15 protein-coding genes are annotated in these 20,988 nt (G+C 60.3%); 11 read left to right on the plus strand and 4 right to left on the minus strand.

The window, feature by feature from the left end; all coding sequences use genetic code 11:
• The first annotated feature begins 34 nt into the window (after positions 1 to 34).
• From lpdA to AACH87_RS10650, 3 genes are all read left to right on the plus strand, one after another.
• Complete coding sequence (gene lpdA / locus AACH87_RS10640) at positions 35 to 1,462, plus strand: dihydrolipoyl dehydrogenase (RefSeq protein WP_338798788.1); 1,428 nt, start codon at positions 35 to 37, stop codon at positions 1,460 to 1,462.
• A gap of 117 nt (positions 1,463 to 1,579) precedes the next feature.
• The gene (gene zapE / locus AACH87_RS10645) at positions 1,580 to 2,677 is read left to right on the plus strand and encodes a cell division protein ZapE (RefSeq protein WP_338798789.1); all 1,098 of its coding nucleotides are present in this window, start codon (positions 1,580 to 1,582) and stop codon (positions 2,675 to 2,677) included.
• Positions 2,678 to 2,688: 11 nt separating this feature from the next.
• Positions 2,689 to 3,402 (plus strand): hypothetical protein, encoded by a 714-nt coding sequence (locus AACH87_RS10650; RefSeq protein ID WP_338798790.1) that lies wholly within the window; start codon positions 2,689 to 2,691, stop codon positions 3,400 to 3,402.
• Positions 3,403 to 3,507: 105 nt separating this feature from the next.
• Here AACH87_RS10650 and AACH87_RS10655 read toward each other — a convergent pair whose 3' ends face one another.
• Positions 3,508 to 4,308 (minus strand): protein phosphatase 2C domain-containing protein, encoded by an 801-nt coding sequence (locus AACH87_RS10655; protein WP_338798791.1) that lies wholly within the window; start codon positions 4,306 to 4,308, stop codon positions 3,508 to 3,510.
• 215 nt (positions 4,309 to 4,523) lie between these two features.
• On the opposite strand from AACH87_RS10655, the gene AACH87_RS10660 reads away from it, so the two are divergent.
• Positions 4,524 to 6,587, plus strand: coding sequence for an ATP-dependent DNA helicase (locus tag AACH87_RS10660; protein ID WP_338798792.1), 2,064 nt, complete (start codon positions 4,524 to 4,526; stop codon positions 6,585 to 6,587).
• On the opposite strand, the gene AACH87_RS10665 is transcribed toward AACH87_RS10660, so the two are convergent.
• Positions 6,550 to 7,347 carry an outer membrane protein assembly factor BamD gene (locus AACH87_RS10665; RefSeq protein WP_338798793.1) on the minus strand — a complete coding sequence of 266 codons (798 nt, stop codon included), beginning with the start codon at positions 7,345 to 7,347 and terminating at the stop codon, positions 6,550 to 6,552. The two genes, AACH87_RS10660 and AACH87_RS10665, sit on opposite strands and share 38 nt — an antisense overlap.
• 173 nt (positions 7,348 to 7,520) lie before the next feature.
• Here AACH87_RS10665 and dnaE point away from each other — a divergent pair, with 173 nt between their 5' ends.
• From dnaE to clpA, 3 genes are all read left to right on the plus strand, one after another.
• Positions 7,521 to 11,057 (plus strand): DNA polymerase III subunit alpha, encoded by a 3,537-nt coding sequence (gene dnaE, locus AACH87_RS10670; RefSeq protein WP_338798795.1) that lies wholly within the window; start codon positions 7,521 to 7,523, stop codon positions 11,055 to 11,057.
• A 99-nt stretch (positions 11,058 to 11,156) separates the two neighbouring features.
• A complete protein-coding gene (gene clpS / locus AACH87_RS10675) occupies positions 11,157 to 11,525 on the plus strand; it encodes an ATP-dependent Clp protease adapter ClpS (RefSeq protein WP_338798796.1) in 369 nt (122 codons plus the stop codon).
• Between the two features lie 57 nt (positions 11,526 to 11,582).
• Positions 11,583 to 13,928, plus strand: coding sequence for an ATP-dependent Clp protease ATP-binding subunit ClpA (gene clpA, locus AACH87_RS10680; protein WP_338798797.1), 2,346 nt, complete (start codon positions 11,583 to 11,585; stop codon positions 13,926 to 13,928).
• 91 nt (positions 13,929 to 14,019) lie between these two features.
• Here the strand turns inward: clpA and AACH87_RS10685 are convergent, their stop codons facing one another.
• Entirely contained in the window at positions 14,020 to 14,148 is a 129-nt protein-coding gene (locus AACH87_RS10685) for a hypothetical protein (protein ID WP_338798798.1), read from the minus strand.
• A gap of 55 nt (positions 14,149 to 14,203) precedes the next feature.
• Here AACH87_RS10685 and AACH87_RS10690 point away from each other — a divergent pair, with 55 nt between their 5' ends.
• The 4 genes from AACH87_RS10690 to AACH87_RS10705 all read left to right on the plus strand — a co-directional run bounded on the left by AACH87_RS10690 (position 14,204) and on the right by AACH87_RS10705 (position 19,152).
• Entirely contained in the window at positions 14,204 to 14,329 is a 126-nt protein-coding gene (locus AACH87_RS10690) for a hypothetical protein (protein ID WP_338798799.1), read from the plus strand.
• Positions 14,330 to 14,411: 82 nt separating this feature from the next.
• Complete coding sequence (locus AACH87_RS10695) at positions 14,412 to 15,731, plus strand: dicarboxylate/amino acid:cation symporter (protein WP_338798800.1); 1,320 nt, start codon at positions 14,412 to 14,414, stop codon at positions 15,729 to 15,731.
• A gap of 201 nt (positions 15,732 to 15,932) precedes the next feature.
• On the plus strand, positions 15,933 to 17,810 hold the full coding sequence (locus tag AACH87_RS10700) for an ATP-binding protein (protein WP_338798801.1): 1,878 nt from the start codon (positions 15,933 to 15,935) through the stop codon (positions 17,808 to 17,810).
• Complete coding sequence (locus AACH87_RS10705) at positions 17,803 to 19,152, plus strand: sigma-54 dependent transcriptional regulator (protein WP_338798802.1); 1,350 nt, start codon at positions 17,803 to 17,805, stop codon at positions 19,150 to 19,152. Before AACH87_RS10700 ends, AACH87_RS10705 begins: the two co-directional genes overlap by 8 nt.
• A 196-nt stretch (positions 19,153 to 19,348) precedes the next feature.
• Here the strand turns inward: AACH87_RS10705 and AACH87_RS10710 are convergent, their stop codons facing one another.
• Positions 19,349 to 20,782, minus strand: a complete 1,434-nt coding sequence (locus tag AACH87_RS10710) for a lytic murein transglycosylase (RefSeq protein WP_338798803.1) — start codon at positions 20,780 to 20,782, stop codon at positions 19,349 to 19,351.
• Between the last annotated feature and the right edge of the window lie 206 nt (positions 20,783 to 20,988).

A 20,988-nucleotide genomic window follows, 5' to 3' on the forward strand; every position in this document is an offset into this window, starting at 1 on the left:
GGGTTTTTCTTCAACTGAATCAACGAGATTTCCTATGAGCAAGCAATTTGATGTGATCGTTATCGGTGGTGGCCCTGGTGGCTATATCGCCGCCATTCGTGCCGCCCAGCTGGGCAAGAACGTCGCCTGTATCGACGAATGGAAGAACGAGAAGGGTGGCCCCGCACCAGGCGGCACCTGCACCAACGTGGGTTGCATTCCATCCAAGGCACTGCTGCAATCGTCTGAGCACTTCGAGCACGCCAACCACCACTTTGCCGATCACGGAATCTCGGCCAAGGACATCCAGATCGATGTGGCCAAGATGATTGGCCGCAAGGATGCGGTGGTGAAGCAGAACAATGACGGCATCCTGTACCTGTTCAAGAAGAACAAGGTCAGCTTCTTCCACGGCCGTGGCTCGTTTGTCAAAGCTGTTGAAGGCGGCTACGAGATCAAGGTTTCTGGTGCTGCAGAAGAGACTCTGGTGGGTAACCAGATCATCGTGGCGACCGGCTCCAACGCCCGGGCGCTGCCCGGTGTGCCGTTTGACGAAGTGAACGTGCTGTCCAACGACGGTGCGCTGCGCATTGGTGCTGTGCCCAAGAAGCTGGCGTTGATTGGCTCCGGCGTGATCGGTCTGGAAATGGGCTCCGTGTGGCGTCGTCTGGGCGCAGACGTAACCATTCTGGAAGGTCTGCCCACATTCCTGGGTGCTGTGGACGAGCAGATTGCCAAGGAAGCCAAAAAGGCTTTCGACAAGCAGGGCCTGAAGATCGAGCTGGGCGTGAAAGTTGGCGACATCAAGAACGCCAAGTCAGGTGTGAGCATTGCTTACACCAACGCCAAGGGCGAAGCCCAGACGCTGGACGCAGACAAACTGATCGTTTCGATCGGCCGCGTGCCCAACACCGTTGGCCTGAACACCGAAGCCGTGGGCCTGCAGCTCGACGAGCGCGGTGCCATTGTGGTGGACGGCGATTGCAAGACCAACCTGCCCGGCGTGTGGGCCGTGGGTGACGTGGTGCGTGGCCCCATGCTCGCGCACAAGGCCGAAGAAGAGGGCGTTGCCGTGGCCGAGCGCATTGCTGGCCAGCACGGTCACGTCAACTTCAACACCATCCCTTGGGTCATCTACACCAGCCCTGAGATTGCGTGGGTGGGCCGCACCGAGCAGCAACTCAAGGCCGACGGTGTGAAGTACAAGGCTGGCACTTTCCCCTTCCTTGCCAATGGCCGCGCGCGCGCGCTGGGCGACACCACGGGTATGGTCAAGTTCCTGGCTGACGCGACGACCGACGAAATCCTGGGTGTACACATCGTGGGCCCCATGGCGTCCGAGCTGATCTCTGAAGCCGTGGTGGCCATGGAGTTCAAGGCCAGCGCTGAAGACATCGCACGCATTTGCCACGCGCACCCATCGCTGTCTGAAGCCACCAAGGAAGCTGCCTTGGCAGTGGACAAGCGCACACTGAATTTCTGATATCAGTTTTTCAGTGAAAATGGCTGCTAGCGCAATAGAATCAAGCGCAAGCAGCTATTGATTTCATAGCGAACCCTCGCCGATGCGGGGGTTCGCCTTTTCTGAGGCATCAAGACCGTGAGTGTCAAACAGGCGTATCTGGCCGAGCTGGCCGCCAAAGGGTTCCAAAGTGATCCTGCGCAGTTGCGGGCCGTGGATGCCTTGCAGCGTTGTGCTGACGACTGGGCTGCCTACAAGGCAAAGCGCTCCAACGCGCTCAAGAAGCTGCTGAACCGTCCCGACATTCCCAAGGGCGTCTACATGTATGGCGGTGTAGGGCGGGGCAAGAGCTTTTTGATGGACTGCTTTTTCAACGCAGTACCCATCAAGCGCAAGGTGCGGTTGCATTTCCATGAATTCATGCGTGAAGTTCACCGTGAGCTGGCAGCCCTTCAGGGCACCGTGAATCCGCTGGACGTGCTGGGTGCCCGCATCTCCAAACGGTACAAGCTCATCTGCTTTGATGAATTCCATGTGGCGGACATCACCGATGCGATGATCTTGCACCGGTTACTGGTAGCGCTGTTTGAGAACGGAGTGGGCTTTGTCACCACCTCCAACTTCGAGCCCAATGGCTTGTACCCGGACGGCCTGCACCGGGATCGCATACTGCCCGCCATTGCGCTGCTGAACGAGCGCATGGAAGTGGTCAACGTGGACAACGGAACCGACTACCGCCGCCGCACGCTGGAGCATGTGAAGCTCTACCACACCCCCTTGGGGCCAGAGGCTGATGCCGCCATGAATGAGGCATTCAACCAGCTGGCCGAGGTGCATGATGAGGACCCCGTGCTGCACATTGAGGCTCGCGAGATCCGCGCGCGGCGCAAGGCGGGCGGGGTGGTCTGGTTTGATTTCAGCGTGCTGTGTGGTGGCCCGCGGTCGCAAAACGATTACCTGGAGATTGCGACGCAGTTCCATACCGTTCTGCTCTCTGGCGTGCCTTACATGCCTGTGAACATGGCATCCCCTGCGCGACGATTTACCTGGTTGGTGGATGTGCTGTATGACCGCCGTGTCAAGCTGATCCTGTCTGCCGCCGTGCCCCCGGAGCAGCTCTACACAGAGGGTCCGCTGGCGCACGAGTTTCCGCGCACGGTTTCCCGTCTCAACGAAATGCAATCCAAAGAGTTTCTGGATTTGGAGCGGAGACTGGTCGATACCGGCCTGACATGAAAGGACCTTCCATGAGCCTGCTCCGTACTGTTTTTTCTGTTTCATTCCTCTGCGCCTCGTTGAGTACGTTGGCCCTGGCTGCTTCTGATGAGGCCTCCAAAGAGCGGGAAGGGAGTGCTGCCGCGGCCCAGCGTGCGGAGCAGAAGGCCGAGATCGCCCGAGAGCGTGCGCGCAACACGGAGTCGCGCAAGCAGGCGGAAGCCCGCTGCTATAAGCTTTTTGCCGTAGAGGACTGCCTGCGTGAAGCCCGCAGTCAGTGGCGCGAAGTGGAAACGCGTCTGCGCGCGCAGGAGGTGCAGGTGAACGACGCAGAGCGCAAGGAAAAGGCCCGCGAACGTTTGCGCATCATTGAGGAAAAGCAGTCTTCACCAGCGGTCCCTGCGGCTGCGGGCGCGTCTTCACCCATGCCAGCGGCTTCAGCCACCATCCGGGCTCCTCATGGCGCCGGTCGCTCGGGCGCGAAAGAAAAGCCGCCGGAAACGCAGGCCACCCGCGATCGCGAAGCAGCCGAGCGGGCCGCCCAGCAACGCCAGCGAGCCAGCACACAAGAGGCCGACCAGGCTACTCGCGGCAAAGAGAATGCCGAGCGTGCCGAGAAGGCGCGTCAACGGCAACTGGAAGCCCAGAAAACCTCTGAGGAGCGACGTGCCCGCCGGGACAAAGAGAAGGCAGAGGCTGCAGCGAGCGGGCATCAGCCTTCAGCGCCGCTGCCCACGCCACCTTGAGTGTTTGATTGTTTCCCCGCGGGCGTAGCTCGGCAATTGATCGGGTAGAGCAGAGGGGCGTTGTAGCAAACGCCCGGATGCGGAGTGACTGTCGAAGCGCCCGATTCAGGAGGAGGTCATGCTGGTGAGACTGGGAACCTTCTTCTCTTCCACCAGCGCCTCAATTTTCACGATGACCAGCGAGAGGTTGTCGCCGCCGCCCCGCGCACGGGAGCGCGCTTTTTCGATCAGGAATTCCGTCGCTTCGCGCGGCGACAGCGACTCCACCACAGATGCGAGCTCTGTGGGTGAAAAGTAGTGCCACACCCCGTCGCTGCAAGCCATCAGTACATCGCCAGGGCGCAGCTGAGGAATCAAGTGCGTGGTAGCCGGGGGATCGCTCTCGGTACCCAGGCAGCCTACCAGGATGTTGGAGTGCGGATGGTTGTTAGCCTCTGCCTCGGTCAGCTCACCCCGGTCCACCAGTGCCTGAACATACGAGTGGTCGCTGGTTCGGTGAATCAGCCGACCGCCCTGAAAGTGGTAAATGCGTGAATCGCCCGCATGTACCCAGTGGCAGTCGCCCCGAGGGTTGATGAGGAATGCCGCAATCGTGCTGTGAGGTTCTTGCTCTGCCGAAATGGCAGTGAGTCGGATGACGATGTGCGCTTCTTCCACCATGGACTTGAGCATGCTGGCGGCGTCATCTGTGTCCGGTGAATAACGCTCAAACAGTTGCTTGGCGGTCATCATGACCTGGTCAGATGCCTTGCGTCCCCCGCTGCGCCCACCCATGCCATCGGCCACTACGCCCAGTACGCAGCCGTTGTAACGGCTGTGGGCAATCAGCGCAACCTGATCTTGCTGGTATTCCCGGTCGCCCTTGTGGATGCCGGTGGATGCGATGAGGCGGAACGCTTTGGTCATGCTGAGAATTGTGTAGCGTGGTGCCACGCTGCCGGACATTTGGTGGCCGAGGAGCACGTATTATCGTCCTGCCTGTGGCGTTTTTGCCATGCATCTGGCTTCCCGCTCTCTTACCGCCAGTTTCCCGTCATTTTCTTGTCCGTTTCGCACTTTGCAGCCCGGTTGAGGCTTGCATGCCGTGTTGCTTTCTCACTCTTTGGATGCTGTAGAACCCCATGAATGACTCTCTTGAAGCCGTTGTAGAGTCCATTTTTGCGGAAGAGGGAGTGTTGGCACGCTCTGAGCCAGCCTATCAACCCCGACTGGGGCAGATGCGCATGGCAGCGGCCGTGGCCCGGACCATGGCACGCGGCGGGGAACTCGTGGTAGAGGCAGGAACAGGGGTCGGCAAGACCTATGCTTACCTCGTTCCTGCCTTGTTGTGCGGCGAAAGGGTTCTGCTCTCCACAGCTACCAAGGCCTTGCAGGACCAACTTTTTGCGCGTGATATCCCGAAACTGGCTGCGTTGCTGCAGGTGCCTGTCAAGGCGGCGTTGCTGAAGGGGCGCTCCAGTTATCTGTGCATGCATCGGCTGAGTCTTGCTCGTCAAGGCATTGGGGCGGAGGACAGACGGTTGGCCCGTCTGCTCGCTAAGGTGGAGGAGTGGTCCCATTCCACCGTGGCGGGAGACTTGGCTGAGCTGGCAACTCTGGACGAGCAGTCACCCGTCATTCCTCTTGTGACTTCTACGCGTGACAATTGCCTGGGCTCCCAGTGCCCATTGTTCAAAGACTGTCATGTGAACCAGGCACGCCGCAAGGCACTTGCGTCAGACGTGGTGGTGGTGAACCACCATCTTTTTTTTGCGGACATCGCCGTGCGCGAATCTGGCGTTGCAGAGCTATTGCCTACCGTGCGCGTTGTCGTATTCGATGAAGCCCATCAACTCAATGATGCGGGTGTTCAGTTCCTTGGTGCTCAACTCACTTCCGGGCAGTTCACCGATTTTGCCCAAGATGCTTTGACCGCGGGGCTGTCTCACGCACGCGGTTTTGCTGACTGGCCGGGGCTGAGTTCTGCTTTGCAGCTTGCTGTACGCCAATGGCGCGATCAGTTCGCCCAGGCTCCTGGCGGACCCAAAGTAGCATGGACCCAAGAGGTTCCAGAGGGTACCGACCCGAGCTGGTGGCCTCTGGCGCTGGGGAGGCTGGAGCAATGCTGCGCCGATCTGACACGCGCCTTGGATGCTTTTGCGCAGGTGTCGCCTGACCTGTCACGTCTTGCAGAGCGAGGTGCGGAATTGCTGCTGCGACTTAGCCGGTTTCAAGCTCCAGCGCAAGATGGCAGCGTACGCTGGCTGGATGCGGGCTCTACGGTGCGGCTGGTGGAGTCCCCGCTCGACATTGCTGACACCATGCAGTCAAAGGTGCTGCAGACGGCTCGTGAGCAGGTGGATGAGGATGGCTGGCCGGTGGCTTCCCAAGGCCCGGGTCGATCATGGATTTTTACATCTGCCACCCTGGGACACGATGAAGCCCTGACCTGGTTTACCCGGCGCTGTGGTTTGCAGGGGGCTGAAGTCATTCGTGTGGACAGCCCGTTCCGCTACGAAGACCAAGCTGGTCTATATGTTCCAGAAGAGTTTCCAGCTCCTGCTGATCCTGCTCACGGCCCTGCTGTTGCTGCTTTGGTTACTGAGGCCGCGGAACTCTTGGGTGGACGAACCCTGGTGCTGACCACCACGCTGAAGGCTTTGTCCGCCATTGGTCAGGCATTGCGAGAGGCGTTGACCCGGCGTGGATCATCGCTGGAGGTGCTGGTGCAAGGCGAGGGCGGCAAGCGACAGCTGATGGAGCGCTTCAGGGCGGCAGGTCAGTCCAGTGCTTCCGGCTGTGTACTGGTGGCGTCGGCCAGTTTTTGGGAAGGTTTTGATGTGCCCGGCCAGGCCCTGCAACTGGTGGTGATCGACAAATTGCCGTTTCCTCCCCCGGGTGACCCGTTGCTGGATGCGCGCTCGGCCAAAGTACAGGCATCAGGCGGAAAGCCCTTCATGGAATGCGCTTTACCGGAGGCTGCCGTGGCTCTCAAGCAGGGAGCGGGGCGTCTGATAAGGCACGAATCAGATCGCGGTGTTTTGGTGATTGCAGATACCCGCCTCATCAGGATGGGGTATGGCAAACGCCTGCTCACCACCTTGCCCCCCATGAAAAGGCTGGAGGGCAAAGAGGCATTTCACAGCGCTTTGAACGCGCTGGCGCTACTTACCAGAACTTCCACCACGGATCCGACTTGGCCTTGAAGCCCTCGCGCAGGTAGCTGCTTTGAGGGTAGGACGCAGTCATGACCCGCTGGGCATCGTCCCGCAACTGCGTCATGCCCAAGGCGTCGTAGGACTTGATCAGAATGTAGAGCGCTTCTTCCAGCGCTGGCACATCCTTGTAGTCGGACAGGGCAATTTGCGCCCTGTTCACGGCGGCTACATAGGCACCGCGCTCGTAGTAGTAACGGGCGACGTGAACCTCATACTGCGCCAGTGAATTCACGATGTAGGTCATGCGCTGCTTGGAATCGAGCGCGTAGCGGGACTCTGGGAAGCGCGTGACCAGTTCGTTGAAGGATTCAAAGGAATCCTTCGCCGCCTTTTGATCGCGTTCGGACAGATCCTGCCGGGAGATCCAGGAAAACAGCCCAAGGTTGTCATTGAAATTGACAAGGCCCTTGAGGTAGAGGGCGTAGTCCAGCGCGGGGCTGGCGGGATGCAGCTTGATGAAGCGATCCAGCGTAGCAATCGCCTGCGCCTTCTCGCCGCCCTTGTACTGGGCGTAAGCCTTGTCGAGTTGAGCCTGTTGCGCCAGAGGCGTACCGGCAGCCCGGCCCTCCAGCTTTTCCAGCAGCGGCACTGCCTTGTCATAGGCACCGCTGTTCATTTCATCTTTGGCTTCCGAGTGGATGCGGTTGGGACTCCAGCCCGCCGTTTTGTCTTCAGGTGTGCTGGAGCAGCCCGCGAGGACCAGCGAAGCGAGCAGGGCGGTGCAGAGAAACTGAGGGGCAAGACGCATTGCAGGCAGCTTTCAGGCAATAAACACATGGCATTCCGCTCATCCCCGGGCGGGTCTGCGAAAGCAGGCCTCCGGTGGAGCGGGCAATGAGGCCATTGTAATGGTCGGCTTTGCGGTGGCTGAACGTTGCTACATGAGGAGGATGGAGTGCACTGCCTTTCTACAATGGAGGGATGTACGTTCACTTGCGCCTGCACACAGAGTTCTCCGTCGTTGACGGGACCACCCGTATCGATGAGGTGGTCAAAGCCGCCGCGGCCGATGGGCAACCGGCCCTTGCCATCACCGATCTCAATAACCTTTTTGGGGCCATCAAGTTCTATAAAGAGGGCCGCGGCAAGGGCGTGAAGCCCCTGTTGGGCGCTGAGATTTTTCTGGAGGGTGAAGCGGGTGCCGACCCTTCGCGCGTTCTTGTGCTGGTGCAGAGCAAGCAAGGCTATCTGAATCTCTCAGAGTTGCTGGCCAGGGCCTGGACCAAGAACGTGGTCAAGAACCTTGCCGTGTGTACCTGGGCATGGCTGGAGGAACTTTCAGAAGGGCTCATTGCCCTGTCTGGTGCACAGGCCGGGCCTGTGGGGCAAGCCCTTTTGAAGGGCGATGAGCAAGGCGCTGCAGATACCGCGCTGCGACTGGCCCGTATATTCACCCACCGGTTTTACATAGAACTCCAACGTGCAGGCCGGGTGGATGATGAGGCTCATGTAGCAGCGGCTGTTCCATTGGCGGCGCGGTTGAATTTGCCGGTGGTTGCCACCCATCCCATTCAGTTCCTCACGCCCGATGATTTCGAAGCCCATGAGGCCCGCGTATGTATCGCAGGGGGCGAGATCCTTGCAAACCCCAAACGGGTGCGTCGGTTTACGCGAGAGCAGTATTTCAAGTCTGCACAGCAGATGCAGACCCTGTTTGCAGACGTTCCGTCTGCGCTTGCGAATACGGGGGAAATCGCCAAGCGCTGTAGTCTGACCTTGGTGCTGGGCAAACCGCGCTTGCCTGATTTTCCGACGCCCAACGGAATGCCCATCGACGAGTATTTCCGGTTTGCGTCATTCCAGGGGCTGGACGAACGCCTTGCGCACCTGTTTCCTGACGAAGCGGAGCGTGAGAAGCAGCGCCCCCGTTATGTGGAGCGTCTGGAGTTTGAGTTGGGCACCATTCTCAAGATGGGGTTCCCCGGGTACTTCCTCATCGTGGGTGACTTCATTCAGTGGGCCAAGAACAATGGTTGCCCTGTCGGGCCTGGACGGGGGTCTGGAGCAGGTTCGCTTGTGGCGTATGCACTGAAAATCACGGACCTGGACCCGTTGCAATACAACTTGCTGTTCGAGCGCTTTCTGAACCCCGAGCGGGTTTCGATGCCTGACTTCGATATCGACTTTTGCCAGTCCAACCGCGACCGCGTGATCGACTATGTGAAGGACAAGTACGGCAAGAACGCCGTCAGCCAGATCGCGACCTTCGGCACCATGGCTGCCAAGGCTGCGATACGGGACGTGGGCCGCGTCATGGACATGAGCTACACGTTCTGTGATGGCATCTCCAAGCTGGTTCCTGGCAAGCCGGGCATGTCCTACACCTTGGCTTATCCGCCCGAGGTGAAGAAGGAAGGGGACAAAAACAACTACGCCCTGGAGCTGGAACCCATGCTGTACGAGCGCGTACGCAAGGAGGAAGACGTCAAGACCGTCATCGAGATGGCGCAGAAGCTCGAAGGCATGACCCGCAACATTGGCATGCACGCGGGCGGTGTGTTGATCGCTCCCGGCAAGCTGACGGATTTTTGTCCGCTTTATCAGCAGCCCGGCAGTGAGTCGGCTGTAAGCCAGTACGACAAGGATGACGTGGAGGCTATCGGCCTCGTGAAGTTCGACTTCTTGGGCTTGGCCACGCTGACGATCCTGGAAATCGCTCGCGAGTTCATCATGAAGCGCCACAAGGGGCAGGAGAACTTTGCGTTCGAGAACATCCCCCTGGACGATGCGCCCACCTACAGGCTCTTTTCTGATGGCAAGACGGAAGCTGTGTTCCAGTTTGAAAGCCGTGGCATGCAGGGCATGCTCAAGGAAGCGCGCCCCAGCCGTCTGGAGGACCTGATTGCCCTGAACGCGTTGTACCGTCCGGGTCCGATGGACCTGATTCCTACGTTCGTGAACCGCAAACACGGCAAGGAACCTGTGGAATACCCCCACCCGCTGGTCGAGCCCGTGCTGGCTGAAACCTACGGGATCATGGTGTACCAGGAACAGGTGATGCAAACGGCTCAGGTGCTGGGAGGCTACAGTCTTGGTGGTGCCGACATGCTGCGCCGAGCCATGGGCAAGAAAAAGGCCGAAGAGATGGCGGAGCACCGCGCCATCTTCCGCAAGGGCGCCGCGGAGAAGGGTATTGATCAGGACAAGGCCGACGAGGTTTTTGACCTGATGGAAAAGTTTGCGGGCTACGGCTTCAACAAGTCGCACGCTGCGGCCTATTCCCTGTTGGCCTATCACACAGGCTGGCTGAAGGTGCACTACACGGCGGAGTTCTTCTGCGCCAACATGACGGTGGAAATGGATGACACCGACAAGCTCAAGGTGCTGTATGAAGATGCCGTCAAAAACTTCGGCCTGAGCTTCGAGCCGCCCGATATCAACCGTGGCTTCTATCGTTTCGAGCCGGTGACCGACAAGGTCATACGGTACGGCCTGGGGGCGATCAAAGGTACGGGTCAACAGGCGATTGAAGCCATGGTGGCGGCGCGTGAAGGCCGTGGCGAAGGGCCGCGCGGCTCCACCAAAGGACCATTCAAGAGCTTGTTTGACTTTTGCGTGCGGGTGGACAAAGGGCGCATGAACAAGCGCACTGTGGAAGCACTGATCAAGGCGGGCGCTTTTGATTCACTCAACATGAACCGGGCCGCGTTGGTTGCATCCATCGACCGAGCCTTCGACTTCGCCGCGGCCACCTTGGCCAACGTGAACCAGGGTGGTCTGTTTGACATGATGGGAGACGACGCCCATGGCTCCAGCACACAGGAGCCGGAGCTGGTTGATGCGATTCCCTGGGGAATCAAGGAACGACTGACCCAGGAGAAAACCGCGGTAGGTTTCTACCTGTCCGGCCATTTGTTTGATGAGGTGTCTGCTGAGGTCCGCAAATTTGTGCGGACACAGATCGATGAGTTGATGGACAGCCGCGAGCCACAGGTGCTCGCCGGCATCATCAGCGATTTCCGGGTGATCAACGGCCAACGCGGCAAGCTGGGCTTGTTCAAGCTGGATGACAAGTCCGGAATGATTGAGGCGTCCGCCGACGAAGCCCTGTTGAACACCTACCGCAATCAACTCAAAGAAGACGAGTTTGTGGTCGTGATGGGGCGCCTGCAGATGGACCACTTCAGCGGAGGGCTTCGCGTGAAGGTGCAGCAGGTGTGGGATATGGCAGGAGCGCGTTGTCGCTTTGGCAAGTACCTGCACATCCTCATGGGTGACCGCCAACCCGATGTTCATCGGCTGGTGTCCGAATTTCCTCCTCATCGAGAAGAACTCGAAGAAGGCGATGTCTTCCACGGGCTGCGTGTGCGCATGGGAGTCAAGTGCCAATCCGAACACGGCCCTGCAGTGGCAGAGCTGCAGTTGGGCGAGGGCAGCCGGTTCTACCCCACGGATGCTGCCTTGGCGGCATGGAGTGCGCAGGCGGGATCGGGCACGACCTCCGTGGTCTACGACTAGGCTGATGGTGCTGCTGGACATTTATCCACGCACGCTCTTGAAAAATAGAGTCAGATCATCAGATTTCTCTAGCGACAACCGGCCTGCCGGGTCGCTAGAATGATTTTCATGGCAACAAAACCACCTTCTCCCCCCACCGCGCAGCCCGTATCACGGCCCGCGCGGGATGATGGCGGTTCGGTCGTTCTCGAACGACGCACTCAGCAGACCAAGCCGCCGCAGATGTACCAGGTGGTCATGCTCAACGATGACTACACACCCATGGAGTTCGTCGTCGTGATCTTGCAGGAGTTTTTCAGCAAGGACCGTGAGCAGGCCACCCAGATCATGTTGAAGATCCACCTGGATGGCAAAGGTGTCTGCGGTGTTTATTCCCGCGACATAGCAGCTACCAAGGTGGAGCAGGTGCTCGATGCAGCCTCCAAGGCTGGGCATCCTCTCCAATGTGTCAGTGAGCCTGTTGAATAACAGGTTTTTGATCCCGATCTAAAGTCATCCCTTCCACGCAAGCACAAAGGAGTTCACATGATTGCCCAGGAACTGGAAGTCAGCTTGCACATGGCCTTTGTTGAGGCCCGTCAGCAGCGCCACGAGTTCATTACCGTGGAGCATCTGTTGCTTGCATTGCTCGATAACCCCAGCGCAGCGGAGGTGCTGCGCGCGTGTTCTGCCAATATCGACGACCTGCGTTCGTCGCTGGCGAACTTCATCAAAGACAACACGCCTCAGGTCGCCGGAACCGATGAGGTGGACACACAACCTACGCTGGGTTTCCAGCGGGTGATCCAGCGCGCCATCATGCACGTGCAATCCACGGGCAACGGCAAGAAGGAAGTGACTGGTGCCAATGTGCTGGTCGCCATTTTTGGCGAAAAAGACTCGCACGCTGTGTACTACCTGCACCAGCAAGGCGTGACACGCCTAGACGTGGTGAACTTCATCGCCCACGGCATCAAGAAGGGCGAGCCACCAGAGCCAGCCAAGGCTGAAAATCAGGCCGAGAGCGAGGAGAGTGGTGGCGAGCGGAGCGAGAAGGCGTCTCCGCTGGAGCAGTACACCCAGAACCTCAATCAGGCCGCCAAAGACGGCAAGATTGATCCGCTGATTGGCCGCCACTACGAGGTGGAGCGCACCATCCAGATCCTGTGCCGTCGGCGCAAGAACAATCCGCTGCTGGTGGGTGAGGCTGGGGTGGGCAAAACCGCCATTGCTGAGGGCCTGGCCTGGCGCATCACGCAAAACGATGTGCCTGAAATCCTGGCTGAAGCCACGGTGTATTCGCTGGACATGGGCGCTCTGCTGGCAGGCACCAAGTACCGGGGCGATTTCGAGCAACGCCTCAAGGGCGTGCTCAAGTCGCTCAAGGACAAGCCCAACGCCATCCTGTTCATTGATGAGATTCACACGCTCATCGGTGCGGGGGCTGCATCGGGCGGTACCCTGGATGCCTCCAATCTCTTGAAGCCTGCGCTCTCCAGCGGTCAGCTCAAGTGCATCGGCGCGACCACTTTCACGGAATACCGTGGCATCTTTGAGAAAGACGCTGCGCTGTCCCGCCGCTTCCAGAAGGTGGATGTGGTGGAGCCTACGGTGGCTGAGACGGTGGACATCCTCAAGGGCCTCAAGAGCCGTTTTGAGGAGCACCACAGCGTCAAGTACGCGGCAGCCGCACTGCAGGCCGCCGCCGAGCTGAGCGCCAAGTACATCAATGACCGCCATCTGCCCGACAAGGCGATCGACGTCATCGATGAAGCGGGTGCCGCCCAGCGCATTCTTGTGCCCAGCAAGCGCAAGAAGACCATTGGCAAGGCCGAGATTGAGGAGATCGTTGCAAAGATCGCCCGCATTCCGCCCGCCAACGTTTCCAACGACGACCGCAGCAAGCTGCAGACCCTGGAACGCGACCTCAAGAGTGTCGTTTTTGGCCAGGACAAGGCGCTGGAAGTGCTCGCGTCTGCCGTCAAGATGGCGCGCTCAGGCTTGGGCAAGGGGGATAAACCCATCGGCTCGTTCCTGTTCAGTGGTCCCACTGGCGTCGGCAAGACCGAAGCTGCCAAGCAGCTGGCCTACATCATGGGCATTGAGCTGATTCGCTTCGATATGTCCGAGTACATGGAGCGCCATGCCGTCAGCCGCCTGATCGGTGCGCCTCCCGGCTACGTGGGCTTTGACCAAGGTGGTCTGTTGACCGAAGCCATCACGAAGAAGCCACATGCGGTGCTGCTGCTTGACGAAATCGAGAAGGCGCATCCCGACATCTTCAACGTGTTGCTGCAGGTCATGGACCATGGCACGCTGACAGACAACAACGGTCGCAAGGCCGACTTCCGCAACGTGCTCATCATCATGACCACGAATGCGGGTGCCGAGACGATGAACAAGGCCACCATCGGGTTTACCAACCCGCGGCAGGCTGGTGATGAAATGGGCGATATCAAGCGCTTGTTCACCCCCGAGTTCCGCAACCGCCTGGATGCCATCGTCAACTTCAAGGCGCTGGATGAGCAGATCATTTTGCGCGTGGTCGACAAGTTCCTTCTGCAGCTGGAAACCCAGCTTGCCGAGAAGAAGGTGGAGGTCACATTTACCGATGGGCTGCGCAAGCACCTGGCGAAGAAGGGCTTCGATCCTCTGATGGGCGCACGGCCTATGCAGCGTCTGATTCAGGACACCATCCGCCGTGCCCTGGCTGATGAACTGCTGTTTGGTCGTTTGACCGAGGGTGGTCGCTTGACTGTGGATATTGAGGTCAAGACGGACGAAAAGGGCGTGGAAACACCAGAGGTCAAACTGGACATTCAACCACTGCCCAAAAAGGAACGTTCTGCCAAGGCAGAGCCTACCGAGCCTGAGGAAGCCACTGCCGATTGAGGCAGAAGGGTTCCCCGCTCTCTGAAAGCCGACCTTCGGGTCGGCTTTTCTTTTTTGGCGGTGACTTGGCCGCCCACGTCAGGATATCCGGCTATTCGTGCGACATGGCTGGCGTTTGTTCGGAAAACCGAATGTCGCCGATTTCTCGCAAAGCCGAAAACTCTTGAAAATCAATAGCTTGCAGCGGATGGCAGCCCGCTTGCAGCTTGGCATGGTGCATGCAATGAAAGTGGCAGACCGCGCATGACGCGGCCACCTTCATTGGAGACAAAACCATGCCTCATCACGTCAAGGGTGGATCACTGGCTGTGGTCTGCACTTCGTCTTTGCTGCCTCTTGCATCGCACCCGCAGCTCATTACTTATGCGCCTGCGGCTGCGCTGGTAGCCGCCTTGTCCTAGCCTGTTGCTGGAGTGCGGCGTTCTGTGGACCAAGGAAACGCCGCGACCGGTTTTCTTTTTTCATTCATCCATAGAACTTCGCATGAAACTCAATCGTCTGACCACGATGGTCATTGTGGCCATGGTTTTGGGGGTCGTTGTGGGATACGCGTGCCACGCGTGGGCACCTACCCCTGAGGCAGCCAAGGAAATTGCAGGCTATTTCGGCCTGCTCACCGACATCTTCCTGCGCATGATCAAGATGATCATCGCGCCCTTGGTGTTTGCCACCTTGGCAGCAGGCATGGCCAGCATGGGAGACTCCCGCACTGTCGGCCGCATTGGCACGCGCGCCGTGGCATGGTTCATGGGGGCATCGCTGATTTCGCTGGCTTTGGGTCTGGTCATCGCCAACGTGACGCAACCCGGCAGCGGGCTGACCATCCCATTGCCCGAAGTGGGGGCCTCAACCCAGCTCAAGACGGGTGCCCTGAATCTGCGTGACTTCATAGCGCAGGTGTTCCCCAAGAGCATCGTGGAGTCCATGGCCAACAACGCCATCCTGCAGATTCTGGTGTTTTCTTTGTTCTTTGGTCTGGCTCTGGGGCATCTGCACAATCAGGCCGCTCGCACATTGGTCGCCACACTGGACGAGGTAGTGCACGTCATGCTGAAGGTGACGGACTATGTGATGCGCTTTGCCCCGGTAGGTGTGTTCGGTGCGGTTGCTGGTGCCATCACCACGCAGGGCCTGGGCATGCTGGGGGTGTTTGGCCGTTTCATGCTCAGCTTCTATCTGGCACTTGCGGCGCTGTGGGTCGTGCTGATATTTGCGGGCTACATCGTTCTGGGGCGTGATGTGTTTCGCTTGCTCAAGCTCATTCGCACCCCCATGCTGATTGGCTTCTCTACCGCGAGCAGTGAATCGGTGTACCCCAAGTTGATGGAGCAGCTGGAGAAGTTCGGCATCAAGCCCAAGGTGACAGGCTTTGTGCTGCCACTGGGCTATTCGTTCAACCTCGACGGCTCCATGATCTACACCACCTTTGCGGCCATCTTCATTGCCCAGGCGTACGGCATTGACATGCCTTTGTCCGCCCAGATCACCATGCTGCTGGTGCTGATGGTGTCCAGCAAGGGTATTGCAGGCGTGCCGCGTGCGTCACTGGTAGTGGTGGCAGCGGTGTTGCCGATGTTCCACCTGCCTGAGGCTGGCGTGCTGCTGATTCTGGGTATCGATCACTTCCTGGACATGGGGCGTACCCTGACCAATGTGATGGGTAACGCCATTGCGACTGCGGTGGTGGCTAAGTGGGAAGGAGCGGTGGACCCCGTGCCTGACGCACTGGCCGAGCGCGAAGAAATGATTCCCGCGCCTGGCGACGATGAGGCGGCACAACCCGCTGCCCAGCCCGCTGCGTAAGGCGTCATCTGAGCGCAGGCGGCAATGCGCAGTCTGGCTGACACAATGCTGCAAGAAGGCTGGTTCGCTCCAGCCTTTTTGTTTTGAGATGGACGGAGTGGTTTGCCGCATCCATTTCATGCGAGAGCGATTGCTGACCTTTGCACGGCTCACAGACACGTCCAGGCTCAGCCATGCGCTGCTAACATCAAATCCATTGCCATGCCTTCCCCTCGATCCTTGCGCCGCGTGACCGTACTGCTCCTGTTGGGGGCCGTATTGCTGAGCGGTTTCATCGCTTACGCGCTGGCGCAGCGCATGGGGCAGGCGCAGATCCAGGCCACTGGCTTGCACAGGCTGGAGCTTTATACGGCGAGCCTGCAGCGTGAGATCAGCAAGTTTGCCTTTCTGCCGGGCACGCTGGAGCTGCAGAAAGACGTGGTGAACCTGCTCACCGCATCGGCAGATTCCGTACCGCGCCGCCATGTGGAGGGCGTCAATGCTTATCTGGAGCAGCTCAACGACCGCGCGGGCACGCTGTCCATCTACCTCATCAATCTGGATGGCCGGGTGGTTGCCACCAGCAACTGGCGCAGGCCCGACAGCTTCATGGGGGAAGACCTGCGCTTCCGCGCCTACTTTCGCGATGCGCTAAGCACCGGGGCGGGGCGGTTGTTTGGCATTGGCACCACGCGGGGGGAGCCAGGTTATTACCTGGCTTCTGCCTTGCTGGATGGCAGCCGCACTGTGGGGGTTGCAGTCACCAAAGTCAGCCTGGATCAACTGGAGCAATCCTGGTCTACGGTAGAGGCCCCTGTCATCGTGAGCGACGAGAACGGCGTGGTGATTCTCAGCTCGGTCCCAGACTGGAAATTCACCGCCCTCAAGCCGCTGGACGAGGGCACGCGCAAGGCGTTTGACCAAACCTTGCAATACAACCGCCGCGCTCTCAAGCCACTGGACATGCGTGTGCTCAGTGATCTGGACCAGGGCGCTCGGGTGGTGCGAGTGGCCCGTGAGGGCACCGAGATGGCCTCGGTCTATCCGGTGACTGGCCGTTTTCTCACCCAGTCCCGTGCGTTGCCGGGCACGCCCTGGACGTTGACGGTCTTCTCTCACCTGGCCCGCGCAGATGAGGCCGCGCAGAGCTACGCGTTGATTGCCACCATTGGTGCTGCATTTCTGGCCTTGCTGGCCTTCATGCTCAATGAGCGCCGCCGCCATGTGCGTGACCGCCTGGCTGCGCGCGAGGCGCTGCAGGCCGCGCACGACGAGCTGGAGCGCAAGGTAGAACAGCGCACCGCCGACCTGTCCAGTACCAACGAGCGCTTGCAGTCCGAGGTGCAGGAGCGGACCCGTGCCGAGGAAACCCTGCGGGCGGCCCAGAATGAACTGGTGCAGGCGGGCAAGCTGGCCGTCATTGGCCAGTTGGCCACAGGGGTGGCCCATGAACTCAACCAGCCGCTGACGGCGCTACGCACCTTGTCGGGCAACAGCGTGCGCTTTCTGGAGCGGGGCGATCTGAAGACGGTGCAAGTCAACCTGGAGCGCATTGCGCAGCTGGCTGACCGCATGGGGTTGATCACCGGCGAGCTGCGCAGCTTTGCCCGCAAGTCCAGCGGGCAACCTCAGCGGGTGGAGATGCGGGCTGCCCTCGCCAACGCCTTGTCGGTGCTGGAGCCGCGCATCCGCCAGACTGGCGCACTCGTGCAGATGGACCTGTCGCAGCCCGAGCCCGTCGCCTGGTGTGATGGAAACCGCGTTGAGCAGGTGCTGGTCAACCTCATCAACAACGCGCTGGATGCGATGCAGGGCGAAAGCGCCCCGGTGGTCGACATACGCTGTGAACAGCATGACGACCGTGTGCAGGTGCAGATACGAGACCATGGCCCCGGGTTGAGCCCGGACGCCCAGACACATCTTTTTGAGCCTTTTTTCACCACCAAGGGGGCGGGCGAGGGCCTGGGCCTGGGGTTGGCCTTGTCGGCGGGCATTGTGCAAGAGTCTGGCGGCACGCTGGGCGGCAGCAACCACCCCGAGGGCGGTGCCGTTTTCCATTTCACACTGCCTGCAGCCAAGGTGCACACGCAAGATGACTGATAACTTCAAGGTACTGATCGTCGAAGACGATCCCGACATCGTGCTCGGCTGTGAGCAGGCGTTGCAGCTCGAAGGCTTGGCCACCCTGAGCGCTTCCAGCGCAGAAAAGGCATGGCCTCTGGTGGAGCGTGATTTTCGGGGCGTCATCGTCAGCGATATCCGCCTGCCCAAAATGGACGGTCTGAGCTTTCTTCAGGAGGTCATGCGCGTTGATCCGGAGCTGCCTGTGGTGCTAATCACAGGCCACGGCGATGTGAGCATGGCAGTTCAGGCCATGAAAGATGGGGCCCATGACTTTATCCAGAAGCCTTTTGCGCCCGAGCAACTGGTAGGCGCGGTGCGCCGTGCGCTCGACAAGCGGCGGCTGGTGCTGGAAGTGCGCCAGCTGCGCAGCCGCCTGGAGCAGCGTGATGTGATTGAGCGGCTGGTCATGGGCCGTGCCCCCAACATGCAGCGGCTGCGCGAGCGGCTGGCAGGCCTGGCGGCGAGCACGGTGGATGTACTGATCCACGGCGAGACAGGCACGGGCAAAGAGCTGGCTGCCCGCTGCCTGCATGAGGCCAGCCCCCGCAGCAAAGGCCACTTTGTCGCCATCAACTGTGGCGGCCTGCCCGATACGCTGTTTGACAGCGAGATGTTTGGCAACGAGGCCGGTGCGTTCACGGGAGCAGGCAAACGCCGCATTGGCAAGCTGGAATACGCCAGTGGCGGCACGCTGTTTCTCGACGAAGTGGAAAGCATGCCTCTGCCCATGCAAATCAAGCTGCTGCGCGTTCTGCAAGAGCGTGTGCTGGAGCGCCTGGGCTCCAACACCTTGATTCCCTTCGACTGCCGCGTGGTCGCCGCCACCAAGGTAGACCTGCTGGAACTGTGCCGACAAGGCAAGTTCCGCGAAGACCTGTACTACCGCCTGAGCGTGGCGACGGTAGAACTCCCGCCCCTGCGGGAGCGCAGGGAAGACGTGCCCCTGCTGTTTGAACACTTCACCATGGCGGCTGCCGCCCGGCACCAGCGCAACGCACCGGAGCTGCCCGCCAGCGAATTGCACAAGCTGCTGGCCTACCACTGGCCCGGCAATGTGCGCGAGCTGCGCAACGTGGCCGAGCGCGTGGTGCTTGGCGTGGCGGCAGGCGCAGCCCCTTTTGCGGATGCTGGGGCCGCCCCGGCACCTGCGCTGACGCTGGCGGCTTCTGTAGAAGCCTTTGAGCGCACGCTGATTGCGGAGGCCCTTCGCCAGCAGGGGGGCAGCCTGGCCCGCACTGCCGAGGCCTTGGCCGTGCCCAAGACTACCTTGCACGACAAGATCCGCAAGTACGGCTTGGGCGGTGCGGGAAATTCTTGAGCTGGAATCGCGTCGCACTGGAGCAATCCGTTCGGGCTGAGCCCGTCGAAGCCGGGGCGTGGGCTGTGCGGCGCTTCGACAGGCTCAGCGTGAACGGTTTCAGTGGATTCGTGCCCCCGCCATCAGTGCTCCCTTACGCAACGCTGAGGCGAATGCGAGAAAGCAAAACGGCGGGCGAACTGCCGCACCCCTCACACTACTGCTTGAGCAGCCCCACCAGCAGCTCAATCGTCGGGTAGCCGTCGGCCACCAGCCCCTGGCTCTGCTGGTAGCGGCGCAAGCCCGCCCGCGTGGCGGGGCCTACAACGCCGTCGGGCGTGCCAGTGTCAAAACCGCGTGCGTTCAGGGCAGCTTGCAGTTGCCGTGTCTGCTCCCTATTCAGGGGTTGCAGGTCGCGCGGCCACTCCGCCACCACGCCGGGGCCGCCCTCCATGCGCTGAGACAGCAGCGCCACTGCCAGCGCGTAGCTGGTCGAGTTGTTGTAGCGCAGGATGGTGCGAAAGTTCTGCCCCACCAAAAACGCAGGCCCGCGGGCACCGGCAGGTTCTATGACAGAGGCGGATGCCAGGGCGGGCAGCGGTGTGCCGTCCATGCTGCGCAGGCCTTCCTGCGCCCACTGCGATGCGCTTTGGCGCACCGTCAGTTCGGCCCGTGCATGGTCAAAGCCGGGAGGCAGCTTCACCTCGGTGCCCCACACTTCGCCACGCACCCAGCCTTCATCCGCCACAAAGCGGGCGGTGGATGCCACCACATCCGGAATGCTGCCCCAGATGTCGCGGCGTCCATCGCCATCTGCATCGACCGCGTGGGCTAAAAACACCGAAGGCAAAAACTGCGTGTGCCCCATGGCTCCCGCCCAAGAGCCCACCATGGCCTCGGGTGCAATGTCGCCCAGGTCAATGATGCGCAGGGCGGCCAGCAACTCGCTGCGGGCCCAGTCTCGGCGGCGGCCTTCATAGGCCAGTGTGGCCAGCGCATCCACGGCGCGGAAGCTGCCGAAGTTGCCCCCGTAGTTGCTCTCCATGCCCCAGATCGCCGTGATGATGCTGGCGGGCACCCCGTAGCGCTGGGTGGCGGCATCCAGAATGATCCGGTGGGTTTCCATCTGCGCCTGGCCTTGCGCAATGCGCTGGCGCGACACGGCACTGTCCAGATAGGCCCAGGGTGTTCGGTTGAATTCGGGCTGGGATTGGTCCAGCTCAATCACGCGGGGCTGCCATTGAGCGCTGCCCAGCACATTGCGCACCGTCTCCGGGCGGATGCCTGCCGCCAGGGCCTGCGCGGCAAAGGCATCCCGCCATTGGGCAAAGGCTGCAGAGTGGTCTACAGCAGGTGCACTGGCTTGTGCTGCTGATGGGGCAGGGGCGCTGGCCGGTGTTGTGACCGGTGTGGCAGCCGACGCTGAGGGCGTTCCCTTGGAATTCAGGCTTGTTGAGGCTGTGGGAGAGGCAATGGGAGTGGTAGGCGGTTGACTCGCACACCCTGCCAAACTCAGGATCGCCAAGGCTGCAACGCCAACCCACCAGCGAGCAGGTGCGCGCGCTGCAAGTCTGGAAGCAGGCGCTGCAGAAGAGGTTGCAGCGTAAAAACGAGAAGCGGTGGACGTGGGGTAAAAGGCGCGGGTGTGCATGGCATCAGTTCTGTGCATGGCACATTGTGGCCGCTGCACCGCCTTCCGTCGGGGCTCGGGTGCCTGCAAGCTGCATCTGTCTGTATCCGGGGCGGCCCAAGCCCGCCTTGCATGATGCATGGTCGCTTAGGCTGTTTGCTATCTATTTAATAGCTGCTTGCGCTTGTTGAATAAGCGCTACAGGCCAAAATCATCTCAAATGCGGT

Origin of the sequence: Acidovorax sp. DW039 (assembly GCF_037101375.1) — a bacterium.
Taxonomy (GTDB): Bacteria; Pseudomonadota; Gammaproteobacteria; order Burkholderiales; family Burkholderiaceae_C; genus Acidovorax.